17 protein-coding genes and 1 pseudogene are annotated in these 19,352 nt (G+C 46.1%); 14 read left to right on the plus strand and 4 right to left on the minus strand.

Annotated features, from left to right (window positions below; translation table 11 throughout):
• The 4 genes and pseudogenes from THEAE_RS22010 to THEAE_RS0109340 all read right to left on the minus strand — a co-directional run bounded on the left by THEAE_RS22010 (position 1) and on the right by THEAE_RS0109340 (position 2,341).
• The gene (locus THEAE_RS22010; protein WP_052329896.1) at positions 1–723 is read right to left on the minus strand and encodes a class I SAM-dependent methyltransferase; all 723 of its coding nucleotides are present in this window, start codon (positions 721–723) and stop codon (positions 1–3) included.
• 122 nt (positions 724–845) lie between these two features.
• On the minus strand, positions 846–1,151 hold the full coding sequence (locus THEAE_RS0109330) for a hypothetical protein (RefSeq protein ID WP_005582479.1): 306 nt from the start codon (positions 1,149–1,151) through the stop codon (positions 846–848).
• An 87-nt stretch (positions 1,152–1,238) separates the two neighbouring features.
• Positions 1,239–1,874 (minus strand): annotated as a pseudogene (locus THEAE_RS0109335) (deoxynucleoside kinase); the annotation flags it as partial.
• 170 nt (positions 1,875–2,044) lie between these two features.
• Positions 2,045–2,341 (minus strand): hypothetical protein, encoded by a 297-nt coding sequence (locus tag THEAE_RS0109340; RefSeq protein ID WP_028987264.1) that lies wholly within the window; start codon positions 2,339–2,341, stop codon positions 2,045–2,047.
• A gap of 194 nt (positions 2,342–2,535) precedes the next feature.
• Here THEAE_RS0109340 and THEAE_RS0109345 point away from each other — a divergent pair, with 194 nt between their 5' ends.
• From THEAE_RS0109345 to THEAE_RS0109425, 14 genes are all read left to right on the plus strand, one after another.
• Positions 2,536–2,964 (plus strand): cell wall hydrolase, encoded by a 429-nt coding sequence (locus THEAE_RS0109345; RefSeq protein ID WP_028987265.1) that lies wholly within the window; start codon positions 2,536–2,538, stop codon positions 2,962–2,964.
• Positions 2,965–2,979: 15 nt separating this feature from the next.
• Positions 2,980–3,408: a spore coat protein GerQ gene (gene gerQ / locus THEAE_RS0109350; protein ID WP_028987266.1), complete on the plus strand. Its 429-nt coding sequence runs from the start codon at positions 2,980–2,982 to the stop codon at positions 3,406–3,408.
• A gap of 62 nt (positions 3,409–3,470) precedes the next feature.
• Positions 3,471–4,022, plus strand: a complete 552-nt coding sequence (locus THEAE_RS20590; protein WP_005584414.1) for a hypothetical protein — start codon at positions 3,471–3,473, stop codon at positions 4,020–4,022.
• Between the two features lie 549 nt (positions 4,023–4,571).
• On the plus strand, positions 4,572–5,846 hold the full coding sequence (locus tag THEAE_RS0109365; RefSeq protein WP_028987267.1) for an ammonium transporter: 1,275 nt from the start codon (positions 4,572–4,574) through the stop codon (positions 5,844–5,846).
• Positions 5,847–5,987: 141 nt separating this feature from the next.
• Positions 5,988–7,049 carry a DUF294 nucleotidyltransferase-like domain-containing protein gene (locus tag THEAE_RS0109375; RefSeq protein WP_028987268.1) on the plus strand — a complete coding sequence of 354 codons (1,062 nt, stop codon included), beginning with the start codon at positions 5,988–5,990 and terminating at the stop codon, positions 7,047–7,049.
• A 5-nt stretch (positions 7,050–7,054) separates the two neighbouring features.
• The gene (locus THEAE_RS20595) at positions 7,055–7,783 is read left to right on the plus strand and encodes an exonuclease domain-containing protein (protein WP_005584411.1); all 729 of its coding nucleotides are present in this window, start codon (positions 7,055–7,057) and stop codon (positions 7,781–7,783) included.
• Between the two features lie 195 nt (positions 7,784–7,978).
• Complete coding sequence (argC, locus tag THEAE_RS0109390) at positions 7,979–9,010, plus strand: N-acetyl-gamma-glutamyl-phosphate reductase (RefSeq protein ID WP_028987269.1); 1,032 nt, start codon at positions 7,979–7,981, stop codon at positions 9,008–9,010.
• 254 nt (positions 9,011–9,264) lie between these two features.
• Positions 9,265–10,488 carry a bifunctional glutamate N-acetyltransferase/amino-acid acetyltransferase ArgJ gene (argJ, locus tag THEAE_RS0109395; protein WP_039945022.1) on the plus strand — a complete coding sequence of 408 codons (1,224 nt, stop codon included), beginning with the start codon at positions 9,265–9,267 and terminating at the stop codon, positions 10,486–10,488.
• Between the two features lie 119 nt (positions 10,489–10,607).
• Positions 10,608–11,429, plus strand: a complete 822-nt coding sequence (argB, locus tag THEAE_RS20600) for an acetylglutamate kinase (RefSeq protein ID WP_039945023.1) — start codon at positions 10,608–10,610, stop codon at positions 11,427–11,429.
• Positions 11,401–12,582: an acetylornithine transaminase gene (locus tag THEAE_RS0109405; RefSeq protein ID WP_028987271.1), complete on the plus strand. Its 1,182-nt coding sequence runs from the start codon at positions 11,401–11,403 to the stop codon at positions 12,580–12,582. The genes argB and THEAE_RS0109405 overlap by 29 nt, the downstream gene beginning before the upstream one ends.
• Positions 12,583–12,585: 3 nt before the next feature.
• Positions 12,586–13,683, plus strand: a complete 1,098-nt coding sequence (locus tag THEAE_RS0109410) for a carbamoyl phosphate synthase small subunit (protein WP_028987272.1) — start codon at positions 12,586–12,588, stop codon at positions 13,681–13,683.
• The gene (gene carB, locus THEAE_RS0109415; protein ID WP_028987273.1) at positions 13,670–16,909 is read left to right on the plus strand and encodes a carbamoyl-phosphate synthase (glutamine-hydrolyzing) large subunit; all 3,240 of its coding nucleotides are present in this window, start codon (positions 13,670–13,672) and stop codon (positions 16,907–16,909) included. Before THEAE_RS0109410 ends, carB begins: the two co-directional genes overlap by 14 nt.
• A 90-nt stretch (positions 16,910–16,999) precedes the next feature.
• Positions 17,000–17,992 (plus strand): ornithine carbamoyltransferase, encoded by a 993-nt coding sequence (argF, locus tag THEAE_RS0109420; protein ID WP_156920588.1) that lies wholly within the window; start codon positions 17,000–17,002, stop codon positions 17,990–17,992.
• A 68-nt stretch (positions 17,993–18,060) separates the two neighbouring features.
• Positions 18,061–19,308, plus strand: coding sequence for an argininosuccinate synthase (locus tag THEAE_RS0109425; RefSeq protein WP_028987275.1), 1,248 nt, complete (start codon positions 18,061–18,063; stop codon positions 19,306–19,308).
• Positions 19,309–19,352: the final 44 nt, after the last annotated feature.

Raw genomic sequence — 19,352 nt, forward strand, 5'->3', positions numbered from 1 at the left:
TTATTTTTTCCCCACAATCACCCCATGGTATAGATAAGGAGCTGACGCTAACGTTATTTCCGTATTCTTTATGGTTTTTTGGATGAGCTCAGGATCCAGGAGGGCATCCTCGTCAACCATCTGGTTAAGATCAGCCTCTTCATGCGCAGGGTTCTCCAGCTCTTCTACCACCGTTTGAAGATCCCATATGGAAACATCGGAAAAACCTTTTTGAAGGAAAAGTTTTTTCCATAGTTCCGGAGTGGGTAGGAATCCGATTCCATAGAAGCGGGAAATTTCATCAAAGAGGGGTTCTGGAAGGTCCTCTTTCGCCATCATCTCTCGATCAAAGATCATACCGTTCGGTCTTAAAAGCTCCGCATATCGAGAGATGATCTCCTCCACGTCCAGGAAAACCGTTAAAGATTCAATAAATAGAACATCAAAGGCTTCGGAAGGGAATGGAGGATGATACGCATCCGCAACGAGAAAATGAACCGTTACCTTCTCTTGGGCTGCTCTTTTTTTCCCTTTCTCAATCATCTCCGGCCTCACATCTACACCTGTTACCTCATACCCTCTCCTTGCCAACTCGCATGCACTTCTTCCTGTACCGCAACCCAGTTCAAGTATTTTGGCATTTCCTTCCGGGAAAAAATTATTTAATAAACGAAGCGTAGCTCGATACCCTCCGGGGTGCGCGCTTCCGATTCCCATTTTCATTAAGAGATCGTGATACTCCATAACGCATACTTCCTCTCCATTTAATAAATAGCCCTGAGCATCTTATGTAGAGGAAGAGGAGAAGGTTCAAAAAAGGCAACCGATGAGAAACGGTTGCCTTCTTCATCCTTATTATTCTTTGGTTACCACCAAAACAAGGGAATTAAAGCTAATAACACGAGAAAAGGAATCCACCACCACCATGCGGCATATCCAGGCCACCAAACTTCTTCAATCTCAGGTTCTTCCCCCCTTTTGCTTTCTAAGGATTCTACGATTGCTTCTTCATGGCTTGAAGCATAGGAAGTGGCAACAGCACGCACCGGCTCAAGAAAAATCCCGTCAGGAAGAACTCGTCTCACATATCCGTAAACTCTTCTTCCATCTCTAAAGTGTGCGATGACAGGTCGGCCGAGGTGAGCGATCGCGATTGCGTAGGTAACGGCCACGTCAAATCCTCCTTTCCTAACCTTTCTCTAACAACATATGTTGTGAAAGAAGGATAAGCCATCCACGTCTGCGGAATTTTTCATCTCCTATGAGAAGGGTTCAATAGAAACTTTTTGAAGCTCTAAATTTTTTTCAATGAGACGATCAATCTTATGCAGATCCTGAGTGGATTCGACCAAATCATAATCATCAATGTTTATTTTCAAGACAGGTGCGGCGGTAAAATGAGAGATCCATTCTTCGTAACGAGAATAAAGTTCCTTCCAGTAAGAGAGTGGTGTGGTGATTTCACTTTTCCTCCCCCTTCTCTCAATCCTTTCCATAATTTTTTCAAAAGGGCCGTATAAATAGATGACTAAAGTGGGAGGTGAGAAATAAGGATTCTCAATGATCGATTCATAAAGGGCAGAGTAGGTTTCATAATCCCTCTGGCTCATGTTTCCTCGTTCGTATTGAATCCTGGCAAAGATCTCCGCATCCTCGAAAATGGTACGATCCTGAATAATCCCCCTTCCCGCATGATGGATACGATTTTGTTCTTTAAATCGTTCTATGAGGAAGTAGATTTGCATATGAAAACTCCACTTCTTAAAATCACGGTAATAATCATCAAGATATGGATTTCCTTCCACTTTTTCAAGGATCATTTTTAGTCCTAAAGAGTCGGCTAAGTGAGCGGCGAAGGTTGTTTTTCCCACACCAACCATACCGGCCACTGAGAGTAGGATAGGGGAAGAAATAAGCATAAACAAAACCTCTTTTCAATCAGACTTTCCGTACAAAGGTACAGTTTCTATCGGGATGGGGCATTAGCATTGTACCACAGGTGGAGCGGAAAAGGTATGGAAAAAGAAAAAGCCCCGTCAGGGGCCCATTGGCTTAAAGAGGGAGATTACCACCAAAAAAGAGAGAGCGCTAAGATGGTGTAGAGAGGAAGGGCTAATCCGGCATAACCAAGTGGGTAATACGTAGGAACAATCCATGGTTTGCCGGCCTGTTCCAACGTGGTAACCTCAAACTCTTTATCCATCGTGTGGGAAGCAAGCCTTACAGAAGGCCGAATCGGTGCTATACGAAGGTGGGTTGGAGTCACGTGATGAACGATGCCGTAATGTCTCATGCCATCATGGCAATCGCAAACGACGGCTTTCCCTACAAATTGCCTAGCATAAGCATAAGAGACAGCCAATGTTTTCCCTCCTTTACGTTAGATCCATTCCCTTTATCTTACGTTTATTTTCAGGAATGGCCCTCCACATTAGCCGTTTTTTAATTCGTGAGGATCAAGAAAAAATAGGCGTGGCAATGGAGAGTGGGCAAGTTCCCAAACCGGGAGTAGGCAATAGATTAGAATTGAAAGAGGAAAGAAACAGGGGTGAAGGGATGGCGGTTATTAAGGCAAACCGTGAAGAGATTAAGCTTTTAGCACGCCTGATTCGAGCAGAAGCGGAAGAGGACGGGAAGTTGGGGATGTTGATGGTTGGTAATGTGGGAGTGAATCGGGTAAAGGGGGACTGTCTCGACTTTAAGGGAATACGGACCATAAAACAAATGGTTTTTCAACGCCCAGGAGGTTTTGAAGCAACACAGAAAGGATACTTCTATCAAAGGGCGAGGGATAGTGAAATCCGACTTGCCATCAAGGTAATTAATGGGGAGAGATATTATCCGGCAACCTTTGCACTTTGGTTCTTCAAACCTTATACAGGAGGATGTCCACCCCAATGGTTTAACCAATGGAATAGCGGAAGATATAAATCCCATTGTTTCTATCAACCCACCGTATCCAGCTGTCCAGGCGTATATCGTTAGAAGGAGTGATGTTTGATGAGTTATCCCTATATGGAATGGGAATACCCCTTATCTTCTCATTATCCTATCTTCTCTCCTCATGCGGCGCCCACCCCCACAACACCATTACAACCCAGTGGCGCCACGATCCCAGGCATTCCCCTCACTCCCCAAGAGATGCTGGAAGAAGAGATTTCCTATGTAGAAAACATCTTGCGGTTTAACCGGGGAAAGATGGCTACCTTCTTCATGACCTATGAAAATAACCCGGAGTGGACTGCGAAAGTATTTAGGGGAGAGATCGAGACGGCGGGTCGAGATCATATCATTATTAGTGATCCCAATACCGGCAAGAGATTTCTTCTTCTCACCGTAAATTTGGATTATGTGGAGTTTGACGAAAGAATCGCTTATGTACCGCCGAGGATTCCACCCTATGTACAGATGCAACTGGAAGAAAGATAATGGAAATACTATGAAGGCCTACTCGATAGGCCTTATTTTCTTTATGAAGGAGGGATCGATCCATGTTCCACTCTTTGTTGATCAAATCATTGGTTCTCTGCTTCTTCATCGTTACTCCTGTAGGGGAGGAAAAATTCCATGAGCTAACGGATATTGAAGCACCTGTACAACAAGCCCATTCGTTTCATGAATTGGTGCATGCGGCCGACATCATAGCTTACGGATCGTTCGGAGAGGTGACAAGAAGGGAAGATACCACCCAATTGGTAGAGGGGAGAAGAATCATCCACTATATACAACCTTTTTATGGGCAGACTTATATAAAAGGCGGAGCTTTTGAATTCGTTGATGTTCTTACGACAGGAGTAGAACCTTCTCCTCCCTTGGCAGATCCCTTAAATAAACGTTTTCCGGGGGCGGTGGCAGAAGGCGAGTATGTCGTATTTCTTAAGAAAATTCCCGGCCGGCCTCTTTATTATTTGATAGGCGGTTGGCAAGGGTTATATCCGGTTTATGAAGATGAAATCATTGTTTTAGAGGAGGGGGGGTTTCAGGAACTGGGCGGTTTAACGGTGGAACAACTGAAGAAAAAGGTGGAACTTCTTGAAAAGTAGTTTTATTGATGGAAATAGGAAGAGAGTAAAGATGGGATAAAAAGTGAAGAAAGGAGAGAAAAAATCTAGGTAGAAGCCGTTTCCTCTTTCATATGATTACATAGGATAGCAAAGAATAAGAATCGGGAGGTAGAAGGCATGGGAGCGCATGTTACGCCAGGTGGTGCCATCGCCATCACTCTATTCTCCTTTGCAGTGGTGGTCTATGTATTATTGGTCATATCGGCAAAAGCATAACCGCAAATGAGATCATGAAAAACTCCGTGAGCTTCACGGAGTTTTTCGTATGTGTACTGGGGCAGATCTCTAAGGGATACATATTAATTTTTATAATCGGGAAATGTAAAAAAAACTTACACAAGAATGAAAAAGAGTATTGACTAGATGAGAAATAACACGTATAATGGCATCATAAGAAATGATGTTATTTAATATTACAAAAGATGTTAGGAGAGGAGAGTGTTCCGTGTGAAGAAAAGACCGTTTTTATTCCTTCCCGTCTTACTTTTTCTTCTTCTTCCCCAGACAGCCTTTGCTGCTGAAGATCCTGTGGCTGCCGTGGCAAAATCGGTCGATTTGCTCTGGGTTCTCATTGCAGCGGTTTTGGTCATTTTTATGCAGGCCGGTTTTGCTTTGTTGGAGGCAGGTTCAACGCGGATGAAAAATGCAGGACATATTGCAGGGAAAACGGTCCTTGCTTTCGGTCTTGCCACCCTTACTTTTTGGGCCGTAGGCTTTGCATTTACATTCGGTGAAGGAAATGCCCTTATTGGTTTGAAAGGGTTTTTCCTTCAAGGTGTGGTTGAAGTTTTTGGTATACCCATCCCTCATTTCTTCCTCTTCCAATTTGCGTTCGCTGCGGTTTCTTTGGCGATCGCGCTAGGCGGATTTGCGGAGAGGGCGAAATTATCCATCTATTTTATCTTTGGAATTCTCTTCACCGCCATCATCTATCCGGTGGTTGGTCACTGGGTCTGGGGTGGAGGTTGGTTAGGGACGATGGGAATGCAGGATTTTGCAGGATCCACGGTCGTTCACCTTCAGGGAGGGCTTGCCGCCTTAATTGCTACGATCATGCTTAAACCCCGATTAGGGAAGTTTAATAAAGACGGCACCGCCAATTTTATGCCGGGACATAACCAGGTCTACACCGTCTTAGGAGTAATCATCCTCTGGGTGGGTTGGTTTGGTTTTAATGCAGGGAGTACCCTAGGCGTTGCCAATGGACTTTACGGGCATGTAGCCCTAACCACCCAACTGGCTACCGCTGCAGGAGCGGTTGCCGCCATCCTAGCTGCCTGGGCTTACTCGGGGAAAGCGGATATCCCCAGCATGTTAAACGGAGTCCTTGCCGCTCTTGTTGCCATCACTGCTGCTTGTGCTTTCGTCGAGCCGTGGGCTGCCGTACTTATCGGGGCCTTGGCGGGGATTCTCACCTACTTCAGCGCAGTTGTTTTGGAAAAGATGGGCGTAGATGATCCCATCGGCGCCTTCTCCGTTCATGGGATTGCCGGGATCTGGGGGACCTTGTCTACAGGTTTCTTTGCTTCTCCTCGCCTTGTGGAAATTACCGGAGTTGGAAAAGCAGGGTTATTCTACGGCGCCGGTTTTGAACAGCTTGGCGTTCAAGCCTTAGGTGTGGCAGGTGCCGCTCTCTATGTTGCCGTAGTTAGCTATATCATCTTCGCAATCTTAAAGGCCACCATCGGACTTCGTGTAACGGAAGAGGAGGAAATTGTAGGCCTTGATCTTTCCGAGCACGGATCCTATGGATACCCTGAACAGATTGAAGCATTGCAACAGCTTCACTCCGCCAAATCTTGACGGACTAACTTACGCCCCCCCTTCTTTTAATCATATATCTTTTTTCGCCCCGAAACCTTTCTTGACACCTCTCCTCATATTGGATAAGAGTAAAGAGAGGAATCGGGGCCTCTTTTTTACTCAAGTTTGAGGGGTGAGAGGATGGAGGAGCATCTCCTACGATGTATCGATGAAAGTCAAACGATTGAAAACTTAATCGTTTTGCGACAAAAAGGTTTGGATGATTACCGCTCTACCATCACAGACCGATGGATGAGCCATTCAGAATTTAAACAGTTAGGAGAATTCCATCGCCACCTTTATAAACGGGTCATCGAGATCACCTTACAAGAATTAGAAATAGAGGGTAAAATACCTAAAAAATTTAAGCCTTTCTCTTTTGTTTTACTTGGAAGCGGAGGCCGTGAAGAATTGACGTCGGCCAGTGATCAGGATCATATGATGATCATCCAGGGGACAGATGAAATGGATGAGGAAGAGGAATTGTTTTATGCCCATTTCACCCAACGAATTGCCGTCTCAATGGTTCAGATCGGTCTTCCCCTTTGTGAAGGGAATGTGTTAGCCACCAATCGTAAATGGCGCCTCCTCGAAGGGGAATTACGGCTCCAATTGGACGAATGGTTTTACGATCATGACTGGAAGCAAGTGAGAAATTTTATCATTCTCTATGACATGAATTCCGTTTATGGGGATGTTGAGATTGTAGATCGTATCCGTCAGTACATTTACCGCAAATTAGAACAGAGCCCCTTTTTCCTAAAGAGAATCTTTGAAAATATGAAAAAAAACGAGGTTCCGTTAACGCCGTTTGGAAAGATTATGATATCTATGTATGGACCTCATCAGGGTTCCATCTCGGTTAAACAGGGAATGTATCTTCCCCTGGTTAAATCGATTCGTCTTATCTCCATAGGAGAGCAAATCCATGCCAACTCAACGCTAAGCCGAATTCAACATCTCGTAGATCAAGGATTTTGGGATGAAAACACGGGGAATTATTGGTCATTCACCTTCCTAAAAATAATGACTTTGCGTTACGGAATGCCGATTCGGTTTGCGATGAAGGATGGTGATCATCTCCCCTATTCGCATCTCGCGGCCCGGGAACAGGGAGAAATCAAAGAGATCTTAAGAAGCTTGAAAGATTTACAGAAAGAAGCGGAAAGCTACGTTAAACATAAATTAGGCGAAAGGAGGTAATTCAGGTGAGGGTTCCTTGGACTCATCTCATCTCTACCATTAAAGAGCAAGGAATCGCCCAAAAGAAATTAGGTTTTCCTAATCTTGACGACCCTAATCACCTCGCTTATCTTCGATATCTGCTAAAAGAGAGCAGGCAAGAGCAAGATCTTGCGATTCCCCTCGATCAATTGGACGTGATCGTCTTTGATTTCGAAACGACCGGTTTCTATCCGCAAAGGGGAGATGAGATCATCTCCATCGGGGCGATACGATTTCGAGGTTTGGGTGATGAGGAAGAATTTTTTTATACACTGGTAAAACCGAATAAGGCGATTCCACCTCATATTCAAGAACTTACGGGAATAAATCAGGATGCGGTATCAACAGCTCCAACGATTAAGACGGCTATCCATGAATTTATGAAATTTGCGGGAAGTCGCGTCATGGTTGCCCATTATGCCAACCATGATAAGCGTTTTTTGGATGAGAACCTTTGGAGATTATATCGGTTGAAAGTACAGAATCGTCTGTTTGACACCAAACATATATATCAGTTTTTATACCCTGAATGGGAAGATTACACGTTGGAATCCATATTATCCCATCTAAACCGAGAGGTGGGGAAAAGACATCATGCGTTAAGTGATGCTCAAATGGCAGCGGATTTATGGAAAACGGCGATGCATGAAGTGTCGAAACGAGGAGCCCGGAATTTGGGAGATCTATACCATCTTCTTGCCGTAGCAAGATAGTTTTCCCACGCTATGTTGAAATTCGTTATAAAGACGAAGAGACTTTTTTTACGATGTATGCATATGCAACTGGGATTTGCCATAAAAGGGATTTCCCATAGAAAGGATCTTTCTATCTTTTTTTTTTTGAATGGATTGCATAAATAAACGTAAGGATGTATTATAATTCATAACAGAGAAAAAGGGGTGGGGAAGGTGAAAATCGCTCTCATCGGGACAGGATATAGCAGTATAGAGTTGGTTCGTATTTTGCTCCAACATCCGAATGCTGAATTGAAGAAGGTGATCACACACTCCCAAGGGGGAAAAGAGCTTCAGGAGATGTATCCTCACCTGGCTTCAATCGCTGATTTTTCTTTGGAAGATTTAGAGATGGATTCTTTTCGTTCCGGTCTGGATGTTGTTTTCCTTGGTACCCCTGCCGGAGTGAGTGGAAAATGGACACCAAAGCTTTTAGATCTGGGCGTGCGGGTGATTGATTTATCAGGAGATTACCGACTAAAGGATCCCAAAGAATATGAAGCATGGTATAAAAAGGAGGCTTCCCTCTCTTATTTAGGCGAGGCGGTTTATGGGTTAAGCGAAATCTATAAGGAAGAGATTAAAGGAGCAAGACTCGTCGCCAACCCTGGTTGTTATCCGACAGCTTCATTGCTAACGCTGATCCCTGCGCTCAAGGAAGGGTTGATTTCCCACGAGGGGATTATCATCGATGCAAAATCCGGAATATCGGGAGCGGGAAGGGGAGTAAGTCTCTCACTCCATTACTCAGAGGTAAATGAAAATTTTAAGGCTTATAAAGTGGGGATTCATCAACATATCCCGGAGATTGAACAGGAATTAAGCAAGATTAAAATGGAGAAGGTTTTCCTTACCTTTATCCCCCACTTGGCTCCCATGACCAGGGGAATTTTGGTTACCGTCTACGGTCGAAGGAAATCAAACACAACAACCCGTGACCTGATCGAGCTATACCGGGAGTTTTACCGCGGAAGCCCCTTTGTGCGGATTCGAGGTGAAGGTTCTTATCCGGCGACCAAAGAAGTGTATGGATCAAATTATTGTGATATTGGGGTTTATGTAGATGAAAGAAGCGATCAGATCATTCTTTTTGGCGCCATCGATAACATGGTAAAGGGTGCCGCCGGTCAAGCGGTTCAGAATATGAACCTCATGTTTGGTCTCGATGAAAGAACCGGTCTTCTCCAAACGCCGATCTATCCTTAATCTCCGGGATCAGTGATGGAAAGTGGCAAAAGGGAAGAGGAGGAATGAGAAGGAAGAAAGGGTGAGAAGAGAGGGACCGGGGAAGTTAGAAAACGAGAAATGAAATTCATGTGAAAACGAATGGGAAGTACATGGACGAAATCAAGATATACAAGAAAATGAATGAAAAACAAAGAGAATAAGGGAAAAAAGAAAAGAAATGAAGAAAAAGATAAGCGAGAAAGAAGGAGCGGGCGATGATCGAGAAAAATATCATGCTGGAGAAAGAAGGCGGAGTAAAAGTTTTCGAAGGGGGAATTACCTCTCCTCAAGGTTTTCACGCAGGGGGGATCCATATCGGACTGAAGAAAAAACGACTTGATTTAGGCTGGATCTACTCAGAGATTCCTGCCAATTCAGCCGCCGTATATACGGTGAACCTTTTTCAAGCAGCCCCCCTTCTGGTGACCAAAGAAAGCATAGGAAAGGAAGGCTGTCTGCAAGCGGTCCTGGTTAATTCGGGAAATGCAAATGCTTGTACCGGGGAAGAGGGATTACGGGATGCCTATGAAATGAGAGATTCTTTTGCGGAGTTTTTGCATCTTCCTCCCCATCGGGTTGCCGTCTCTTCTACGGGAGTGATTGGTGAGCCTTTGCCGATGGAGAAAATAAGAAACGGAATTAGGCAAATATCAAGGATCATTAAAGAAGGAGACGCAACAGATTTTGAACAGGCCATATTGACGACCGACACGACGCGGAAAAGGTTTAGCGTGGAAGTAGCCATTGATGGAAAAAAGGTTGTGATCGGCGGGGCTGCGAAAGGTTCAGGGATGATTCATCCGAATATGGCGACGATGCTCGCCTTTCTTACCACCGATGCTGCCGTGGAACAGCAGGCTCTTCAACTGGCCCTTCGCCAAGTAACCGATGAAACGTTTAACATGATTACCGTAGATGGCGATATGAGCACAAATGACATGGTCCTGATCATGGCCAACGGATTGGCGGCTAACCGGCCTTTGCACCCGGAACATCCTGAATGGAGCCTTTTTCTTGCTGCGCTTAAGGAGGTCGCGAAGAATCTGGCAAAACAGATTGCCAGGGATGGGGAAGGTGCGACGAAGCTTATCGAGGTGCATGTTACGGGAGCCTCGGATGAAGAGACGGCAAAAGCGGTAGGAAAAGCGATTGTGGGATCAAGCCTTGTTAAAACGGCAGTCTACGGTGCCGATGCCAATTGGGGGAGAATCATTGCAGCGATCGGATATAGCCGAAGCCCCATTGATCCGAACCTGGTTAGCATCCGTCTCGGTTCTCTTACCCTCTTCCAAAATGGGAAAAAGGCAGTATACTCGGAAGAAGAAGCCACCGAGGAGTTGAAGAAAGAGACGGTGCGAATAGAGGTCCTTTTAGGCGGTGGAAAGGGAGAGGCGACAGCCTGGGGCTGTGATTTAACCTACGATTATGTACGCATTAATGCCTCGTATAGGACTTAATCGATTGTTTCATATGAACGCATGTGATAAGAGAAAGGATCGAAGCGGACTTTAGCGTAAAAGGTCCGGAGAAAAAGAGAAGAACCCATAAGCAACGGAAATGGATAGGGGGGGAAGATGTGAAAAGCATCGTGATAAAGCTGGGGGGGAGCATATTGAATGAGATCCCGGATGCTTTTTACGAGCAAATCGTCTTATTTTTTAAAGAAGGAAAAATTAAGCCGATTCTCATTCACGGTGGAGGACCTGCCATCACCGACGTCCTAAATCGCTTTGACGTTCCTACCCGATTCGTTCAGGGAATTCGGTACACCGATGAGGAAACCGTGGAGATCGTTGAGATGGTATTAAGTGGAGCGATGAACAAGAAGCTGGTTCGAAAGATCATCCAAGCAGGCGGGAAGGCGATGGGGCTAAGCGGCGTCGACGGAGGCCTTTTTCTTGCAGAACAGGTGGATGACAAGGAAAGGCTGGGCTTGGTTGGAAAGATTGTCGAGGTAAAGAGGGAGTGGCTTGACCTGCTTCTGGATCAAGGGGTAATCCCGGTCATTTCTCCCCTCTCCCTAGATGCATCATCCAGGCTTCTTAATGTGAATGCGGATCAAGCGGCTGCGAAAGTTGCGGAAATCTATGGGGGCAGACTTATTTACGTAAGCGATATTCCAGGCATCCTGGTTCAGAAAGGGGAGGATCGTCAAATCCTCCATGAAGCGACCGCCGCCGAAATCCTCCGTTATATCTCGGAAGGAGAAATCACAGGGGGGATGATCCCCAAAGTAGAAACGGCCTTGGCAGCCCTCTCTCAGGGTGCTTCAGAGGCGATCATTATTGATGGGCATGATCCTCAGGCACTGGGGGCATCCCTATTGGGAGAAAAGGTTGGAACGAGAATACGTTGGGAGGAGAAGAGTCATGCATCCGCCACTCATGGAGACCTATAAACGCTACCCCATAAAAATCGTCAAAGGAAAGGGAAGTTGGGTATGGGACGAAAAGGGGAAAAAGTATCTTGATTTTACTTCCGGCATCGCCGTTTTGAACCTAGGGCATGTTCCCCAGGAAGTGAAGGAAATGTTGCAACAACAATTGGATGCGGTTTGGCATACCTCCAACCTCTTTCACATCCCCTCCCAAGAAGAACTGGCAAAAAAACTTACGGAAGTTAGCGTTGCAGATCAAGTCTTTTTCTGCAATAGCGGAACCGAGGCAAATGAAGGAGCGATTAAACTGGCTAGACTATACGCCCATAAAATCCTCGGGAAAAAGGGAAGTGAAATCATCACCTTTACCCATTCCTTTCACGGGCGAACCTTGGGATCTCTTTCCGCCACTGCCCAAGAACATCTGCAAAAGGGGTTTGAACCGCTCCTAGAGGGATTTCGTTATCTCCCCTACAATGATATGGAGGCGTTAAACGAGCTGGTCGGGGAGAATACCATTGCGGTCATGTTGGAATTCATCCAGGGAGAAGGTGGAGTGATTCCTGCAGAAGAAGAATGGCTGAAGAAGCTTTATACGATCGTAAAGGAAAACGGACTTCTTCTTATTGCCGACGAAGTGCAGACCGGCATGGGAAGAACAGGGAGCCTTTTCGCTTATGAAGAATATCACATTGAACCGGATATCATAACCCTTGCCAAGGGACTTGGGTCCGGCTTTCCCATCGGAGCGATTTTGGCAAAGAAAGAAGTAGCAGCTGCCTTTACTCCGGGAACCCATGGCAGCACTTTTGGCGGAAATCCCCTGTCCACAACGGCAGGTTTGGCTACTTTAAAAGTACTGACCAGAGAGGGATTTCTGGATGAAGTAAAGAGAAAGAGTCAAATGCTAAAAGAAGGGCTCCTCCAATTAGAAAAAAAGTTTTCCTTCCTTACGGTTAGGGGAAAAGGGTTTCTTTTGGGTATTCAACCGAAAGGAGATGTGGGTACGTTCATCACCATGGCCCGGGAACGGGGAGTTCTTCTATTAACGGCAGGATCCGGAGTGATCCGTATTTTGCCACCTTTGACCGTGACTGAAGAGGAAATCAAGGAGTTCCTTCAGGTGATGGAGGAGATATTTGCAGCCTATGCCTTGACGACGCAAGGGGTGTAGAAGATGAAAAAGGGCATGCTGATTTTAGAAAATGGAGCGGTATTTCAAGGAACTTGGATAGGTGCGGAAGAAGAACGGATCGGTGAAGTGGTTTTTACCACCTCAATGACGGGATATCAAGAGACCCTGACCGACCCCTCTTATGCCGGGCAGATCGTCACTTTCACCTACCCCCTTATCGGGAATTACGGGATTAATCTTTATGACGATGAGGCGATAAAACCTGCCGTAGCAGGTCTCATTATGGGAGAAATCGCTGAACTTCCTAGCCATTATTTATCCGTACAATCTTTTTCCGATCACCTGGAGGACCTAAAGATCAGTGCCCTGACTGGTGTTGACACCAGGGCGCTGGTCCGGATGATTCGGGAGAAGGGAACGATGTTGGGGACCCTTCATGTTCAACAGGAAGAAGGGGAGGCGAAGGCCAGGCATTTAAAAATGATCGAGGAGTATACTCCACCCTTTTGGATCGAGGAGGTTTCGTCTCCCAATCTAAAACATTTTGGAGGGGAAGGTCCCCATATTCTACTCATTGACTATGGTTTTAAAAAGTCGATTGTGGATGCTTTGCTAAAGGAAGGCTGTCGGGTAACGGTTGCCCCCTATTCGATTTCATTTGAAGAGGTAAAAAAGATGGCCCCCGACGGAATCCTTTTTAGCAACGGGCCCGGGGATCCAATGGAGTTGCATCCTTGGTTTAAAGAAGTTAAAGCGATGACAATGCAATACCCTTCCTTGGGGATCTGCTTGGGACATCAGGTCATTGCTTTAGCCCATGGGGCGAAGACGGAAAAATTACCTTTTGGACACAGGGGCGCCAATCATCCCGTCAAGGAAAGTTTAACTGGAAAAGTATGGATAACCACCCAAAATCACGGGTATGTGGTGACGGAGGAAAGCCTTAATCAAGAAGAGTTTATCATCACGTATCGGAACTTAAACGATCAAAGCATAGAGGGGCTTAAACACCGGATCTATCCCATTGAAACGGTACAATTCCACCCGGAAGCACATCCGGGCCCTACAGATACCCAATTTATCATTGCTTCCTTTGTGGAAAGAGTAAGGATGGGAGAGAAAACGTATGCCGTTAGATAAAGATCTACGAAAAGTGTTGGTCATCGGCTCCGGTCCCATCGTGATCGGGCAAGCGGCCGAATTTGATTACGCGGGGACACAAGCTTGTCTTGCCTTAAAAGAAGAAGGAATTAAGGTGGTTCTTATCAATAATAATCCGGCTACGATCATGACTGACCCTGCGATCGCCGACGCTCTTTATCTTGAACCGCTGACGGTAGAAAGTGTAGAGAAAGTGATTGCCCGGGAACGCCCCGACGGACTGATCGCAACCCTTGGAGGTCAAACAGGGCTAAATCTAGCTACGGAGCTTTACAACCAGGGAATATTGAAAAAATATGGGGTAAAAGTTTTGGGAACTTCGATTGCGGCGATTAAAAAGGGAGAGGATCGGGAGGCGTTTCGAAATTTAATGCTTACCATCGGTGAACCAATCCCCGAATCGAAGGTGGTTCATACCGTGGAAGAGGGAGTCGCTTTCGCAGAGGAGATCGGATACCCTCTCATCCTACGCCCGGCCTATACGCTAGGCGGCGAAGGAGGAGGATTTGCAGGGGACAGAGAGGAATTGCTTACCCTTCTTCCTAAAGCCCTCTCCCTGAGCCCGATCCATCAAGTGTTATTGGAACGGAGTATCCGGGGATGGAAAGAGATTGAATATGAGGTAATGCGGGATGCGAATGATACGGCCATTATTGTATGCAACATGGAAAATTTTGATCCCGTAGGGGTTCATACCGGTGATTCGATCGTGGTTGCCCCGGCTCAAACCTTAACAGACCGGGAACATCAAATGCTCCGTTCGGCGGCGATCAAGGTAATCCGTGCTTTGGGGGTTATAGGGGGATGCAATATCCAGTTTGCTTTAGATCCCCATTCCAATCGCTACACCATCATTGAAGTAAATCCTCGGGTTAGCCGTTCTTCCGCATTGGCCTCTAAAGCGACCGGCTATCCCATTGCCCGCATCGCTACAAAATGCGCAATCGGCTATCACTTAGATGAAATCTTAAATCCGGTCACAGGCCACACCTTTGCCGCTTTTGAACCTTCTTTAGATTATGTGGTGGTGAAACTGCCCCGTTTTCCTTTCGACAAGTTTACCCATGCCGATCGGACTTTAGGGACGCAAATGAAGGCGACGGGGGAAACGATGGCGATTGATCGTACCTTTGAAGGTGCTTTTTATAAGGCCCTCCGATCCCTTGAGATGAAGCATACCGGGCTTTTAAAAGAGGAATTGGAGAAGGTTTCGGAGGACCTCTTGATGAAGGGATTAATTTCCCCCCATGATCTTCGGCCTTTTTATTTGGCCGAAGCCTTTCGGAGAGGGATGAGCATCGATGAAATGAATCGTCTCACGTCGATCGATGCCTGGTTTCTCGGTAAAATTAAAAAGATGGTAGATTTGGAGCAAGAGCTAAGGGAGTACGAATGGCTAAACCTGCCGGATGATCTTCTAAGACGTGCCAAGGAAATACAACTCCCCGATGCCCGTATCGCAGAAATCTATAAAATATCCGAAGAGGAAATACGTAACCGATATAAAAGGATGGGGATTTCCCCCGGATTTAAAATGGTAGATACCTGCGCAGCGGAATTTGAGGCGGCTACCCCTTATTATTACTCAACCTGGAAAGGGTATGATGAAGCACGCGCATTAGAACAGGGGAAAAAGGTGGTCGTATTGGGTTCGGGACCGATCCGCATCGGCCAGGGGGTTGAGTTTGACTACGCCTCTGTTCATGCTGTCTGGGCACTGAAGGAAACGGGAATAAAAGCCATCGTCATCAACAACAACCCGGAAACGGTAAGCACCGATTTCTCCGTTGCGGACCGCCTCTATTTTGAACCTTTGGCACCGGAAGATATTCTTCATATTATAGAGAAAGAAAAAGCAGACGGGGTTCTTATCCAATTTGGAGGTCAAACTGCGATCAATGTGGCAAAACCCCTCGAGAAAGCAGGAGTAAACATCATTGGCCCAACCGTGGATGCCATCGACCAACTGGAGGATCGGGAACGGTTCTATGCTTTGCTAGAGAGACTGGATATTCCACACATCCGTGGAGAAATGGCAAAAACTCCTGAAGAACTGAGGAAGAGTGCCACAAGGTTAGGATTTCCCATCTTAGTGCGCCCCTCCTATGTCATCGGTGGGCAATCCATGGTCCTCTTTTATTCGGAAGTGGAACTTCTCGACTATCTCGCTTCCTGGAAGGAATATGACGAGGCTTCTTTTCCCACCTTCTTGGTTGATCAATATTTGCCGGGACTCGAATGCGAAGTAGATCTCATCTGTGATGGGGAGGAAGTTCTCATTCCGGGGGTTTTTGAACATGTGGAGAGGGCAGGTGTTCACTCGGGCGATAGTTTTGCCCTTTTCCCCTCCGTTACCCTTAGTCAAGAGATAAAGAAAAAGATTGAGGAGTATTCCCGCCGCATTACCCGAGAACTAAATTTTTCCGGCATCATGAACATTCAATTCCTCTTAAAAGATGAGGTGCTGTACGTCCTGGAGGTAAACCCAAGGGCTTCACGGACCGTTCCTATTGTTAGTAAGGTAACGGGAATTCCTATGGTTGAGTGGGCGGTTCATGCTTTGCTCGGTAAAAAAATCTCTGAGATGACGGAAAAGAAGGGTTTGATCCATGAGCCTTTCTTTTATACCGTGAAAGCCCCCATTTTTTCCACGGGCAAACTGAAGGGAGTGGATCCGGTCCTCGGACCGGAAATGAAATCGACGGGAGAGGTTCTCTCTTTAGGCTGCACTCCGGAAGAAGCATTAAGGAAAGCTTTTTCGATGGGCGGCTTTCCACCTCTAAGCAAAAAAGAGCTGGAGGGAAAAGGGATTCTTCTCGCCATCTCGGATCGGGAGAAGGAGAGAAGTTTACCATTGATTCATCAATTATCGATCAACATACGTTCCATCCTCTATGCGACCCGAGGTACGGCTCGCTTTTTGAAAGAGCATGGAATTGCCGTGCAGAAGATCGTGGAGACAAAGGAAGAAGTGCTAAGATTATTTAAAGAAAAGGAGATCACCATGGGAATTGTCCTTCCTACCCATGGAGGAAGGAAAAAGAGCCTTGGTTATACGATACGCGAGACGGCTCTTCGCCAACGGGTTCCGCTCTTTACCTGCATCGATACTCTCAAATATTTCTTGCAAACAGAAGAGGTACCACTCACCGTTAGAAGCTTAGAGGGATACCGGTTACAAAACTCATCCAGCCCCGTTATTTAAGGCGGGTATTTTTTTTTACATTTATAGTTGCATAATTATCCGTTTAGTTGTATTATAATCCATATCAGATATGATGAAGGGGTGGGGAGAATGGGAACCGCATTCCAAAGTGCAGAGATAGTAAAAAATGAGAGAAAGCGGTTGGGAACATCTTTTAAGGGGAAAGATTTTCTCAAACTCTCCGATTTTACACCGTCAGAAATACACCTCTTATTAGAGGAAGCAGCCCGACTAAAACGGATGAAAAAGGAAGGGATCCCCCATCCATTCCTTGCAGGTAAAATCTTGGGGATGATCTTCGAAAAATCATCCACAAGGACCCGGGTTTCTTTTGAAGCCGGAATGATCCAGCTCGGAGGGAACGCAATTTTTTTAAGCTCCCGGGATTTGCAATTGGGGAGAGGAGAGAGCATTCATGACACCGGAAAAGTTCTTTCCCGCTATGTGGATGGGATCATGATTCGTACTTACTCCCATGAGATGGTAGAGGAATTGGCCAGGGAAGCCACCGTTCCCGTCATTAACGGTTTAACCGATACACACCATCCCACCCAGGTTCTCGCCGATCTCTTAACCATAAAAGAGGTAAAGGGGGATTTAAAAGGTTTAAAGGTTGCTTTTGTCGGAGACGGCAAAAATAACATGGCCCACTCTCTATTAGAAGGCGCGGCCTTAACCGGGATGCATCTGGTGATTGGTACACCTGCAGGGTTTGAACCGGATCCGGAGATATTTCACCAAGCGAAGAGGATTTCATCCATGACGGAAGGTTCAGTACAGGTAACCACATCGCCTGAAGAGGCGGTGGCAGAGGCAGATGTAGTAATCACCGATGTGTGGGCCAGCATGGGGCAGGAAGAGGAGAGCGAAAAACGAAAAATTCTCCTTGCTCCATACCAGGTGAACAGCCGCTTGGTCCAATATGCCAAGTCGGACTATATCTTTCTCCATTGTTTACCTGCCCATCGTGGAGAAGAGGTGACGGAAGAGATTATTGACGGGGATCATTCGGTCGTCTTTGAAGAAGCGGAGAATCGGCTTCACGCCCACAAAGCGATCCTCCATCTCTTTATGGGAACATAAATCATTTTCCGCTATGCTTTTTTCACCTGTTTTAAAAATCTATTCATCGGAAAAAGGAGAGAGAATTCATGGCGAAAGAAAAGATCGTATTGGCCTATTCCGGCGGATTAGATACTTCCGTCTCAATCAAGTGGATTCAAGAAAAGTACGGGTACGATGTGATTGCCTTAAGTTTAGATGTGGGGGAAGGAAAAAACCTGGAGGCGATCCGCCAAAAAGCACTAAACGTTGGCGCCATTAAATCGATCGTGCTCGATGTAAAAGAGGTCTTTGCCGAAGAATATATTCTTCCTGCATTAAAGGCAAATGCCCTTTATGAAGGGAAATATCCCCTTCATTCTTCCCTTTCCCGCCCCCTCATATCCAGGTATCTCGTCGAGGTGGCGGAAAAAGAAGGGGCGGTGGCGGTGGCCCATGGCTGCACCGGAAAGGGGAATGACCAGGTTCGGTTTGAAGTTTCCATCAATGCCCTAAATCCCTCGCTAAAAGTGGTTGCTCCGGTAAGGGAGTGGGGGATGAATCGGGAAGAGGAGATTGAGTATGCAAAGGCGAATGGGATTCCGATTCCCGTCGATCTTGACAATCCTTTCTCCATTGATGCCAACATCTGGGGAAGGTCTTGCGAAGCAGGAGTGTTAGAAAACCCATGGAGTGAAGCTCCGGAAGAGGCGTTTGCCTGGACCAATCCCATCGAAAAAACGCCGGACCATCCCGAGTATATCGAAATCGAGTTTGTCAAAGGCGTTCCGGTCTCCTTAAACGGCGAGAAACTTCCTCTGGTTGCCCTCATTGAGAAGCTAAACGAACTTGGAGGAAAACACGGAATTGGCCGCATTGACCACATAGAGGATCGCCTGGTTGGGATCAAATCCAGGGAAGTGTATGAAAATCCCGCGGCGGTCATTCTGATTCAAGCCCACAAAGAATTGGAGTTTCTAACTCTCCCACGGGAGGTTATACAGTTTAAACCCATGATCGACCTTCACATGGGAAAAGTTATCTATGAAGGCTTATGGTATTCTCCCATTCGGAATGCGTTGGAGGCGTTTGTTGAAGAAACACAAAAGGTTGTGACAGGAACCTTGCGGGTGAAACTTTTCAAAGGACAATTCATGGTTGTAGGCCGGAAATCTCCGTATAGCCTTTACAATGAAGAATTGGCCACCTATTCCAGGGGAGACCTCTTCGACCATAATGCAGCCGTCGGATTTATTAAATTGTGGGGTCTTCCGACCCGTATATTTAGCGAAGTGGAAAAGGAGGTAAAAGGGGAGAAATTAGTGAACCAAATCGACAATCATCTTGTTAAAAGCTAAAGTTCCACTTATGATGGTTCATTTCATCGAAGGAAGATCAAACG

The sequence above is a fragment of the Thermicanus aegyptius DSM 12793 genome (assembly GCF_000510645.1).
Taxonomy (GTDB): domain Bacteria; phylum Bacillota; class Bacilli; order Thermicanales; family Thermicanaceae; genus Thermicanus; species Thermicanus aegyptius.

Bases quoted from the DNA above. Each gene is read 5' to 3' on its own strand.
- THEAE_RS22010 (WP_052329896.1), bottom strand. From the start codon at position 723: ATGGAGTATCACGATCTCTTAATGAAAATGGGAATCGGAAGCGCGCAC.
- THEAE_RS0109345 (WP_028987265.1), top strand. From the start codon at position 2,536: ATGGCGGTTATTAAGGCAAACCGTGAAGAGATTAAGCTTTTAGCACGC.
- gerQ (WP_028987266.1), top strand. From the start codon at position 2,980: ATGAGTTATCCCTATATGGAATGGGAATACCCCTTATCTTCTCATTAT.
- THEAE_RS20590 (WP_005584414.1), top strand. From the start codon at position 3,471: ATGTTCCACTCTTTGTTGATCAAATCATTGGTTCTCTGCTTCTTCATC.
- THEAE_RS0109375 (WP_028987268.1), top strand. From the start codon at position 5,988: ATGGAGGAGCATCTCCTACGATGTATCGATGAAAGTCAAACGATTGAA.
- argJ (WP_039945022.1), top strand. From the start codon at position 9,265: ATGCTGGAGAAAGAAGGCGGAGTAAAAGTTTTCGAAGGGGGAATTACC.
- THEAE_RS0109405 (WP_028987271.1), top strand. From the start codon at position 11,401: ATGCATCCGCCACTCATGGAGACCTATAAACGCTACCCCATAAAAATC.
- THEAE_RS0109410 (WP_028987272.1), top strand. From the start codon at position 12,586: ATGAAAAAGGGCATGCTGATTTTAGAAAATGGAGCGGTATTTCAAGGA.
- carB (WP_028987273.1), top strand. From the start codon at position 13,670: ATGCCGTTAGATAAAGATCTACGAAAAGTGTTGGTCATCGGCTCCGGT.
- argF (WP_156920588.1), top strand. From the start codon at position 17,000: ATGGGAACCGCATTCCAAAGTGCAGAGATAGTAAAAAATGAGAGAAAG.
- THEAE_RS0109425 (WP_028987275.1), top strand. From the start codon at position 18,061: ATGGCGAAAGAAAAGATCGTATTGGCCTATTCCGGCGGATTAGATACT.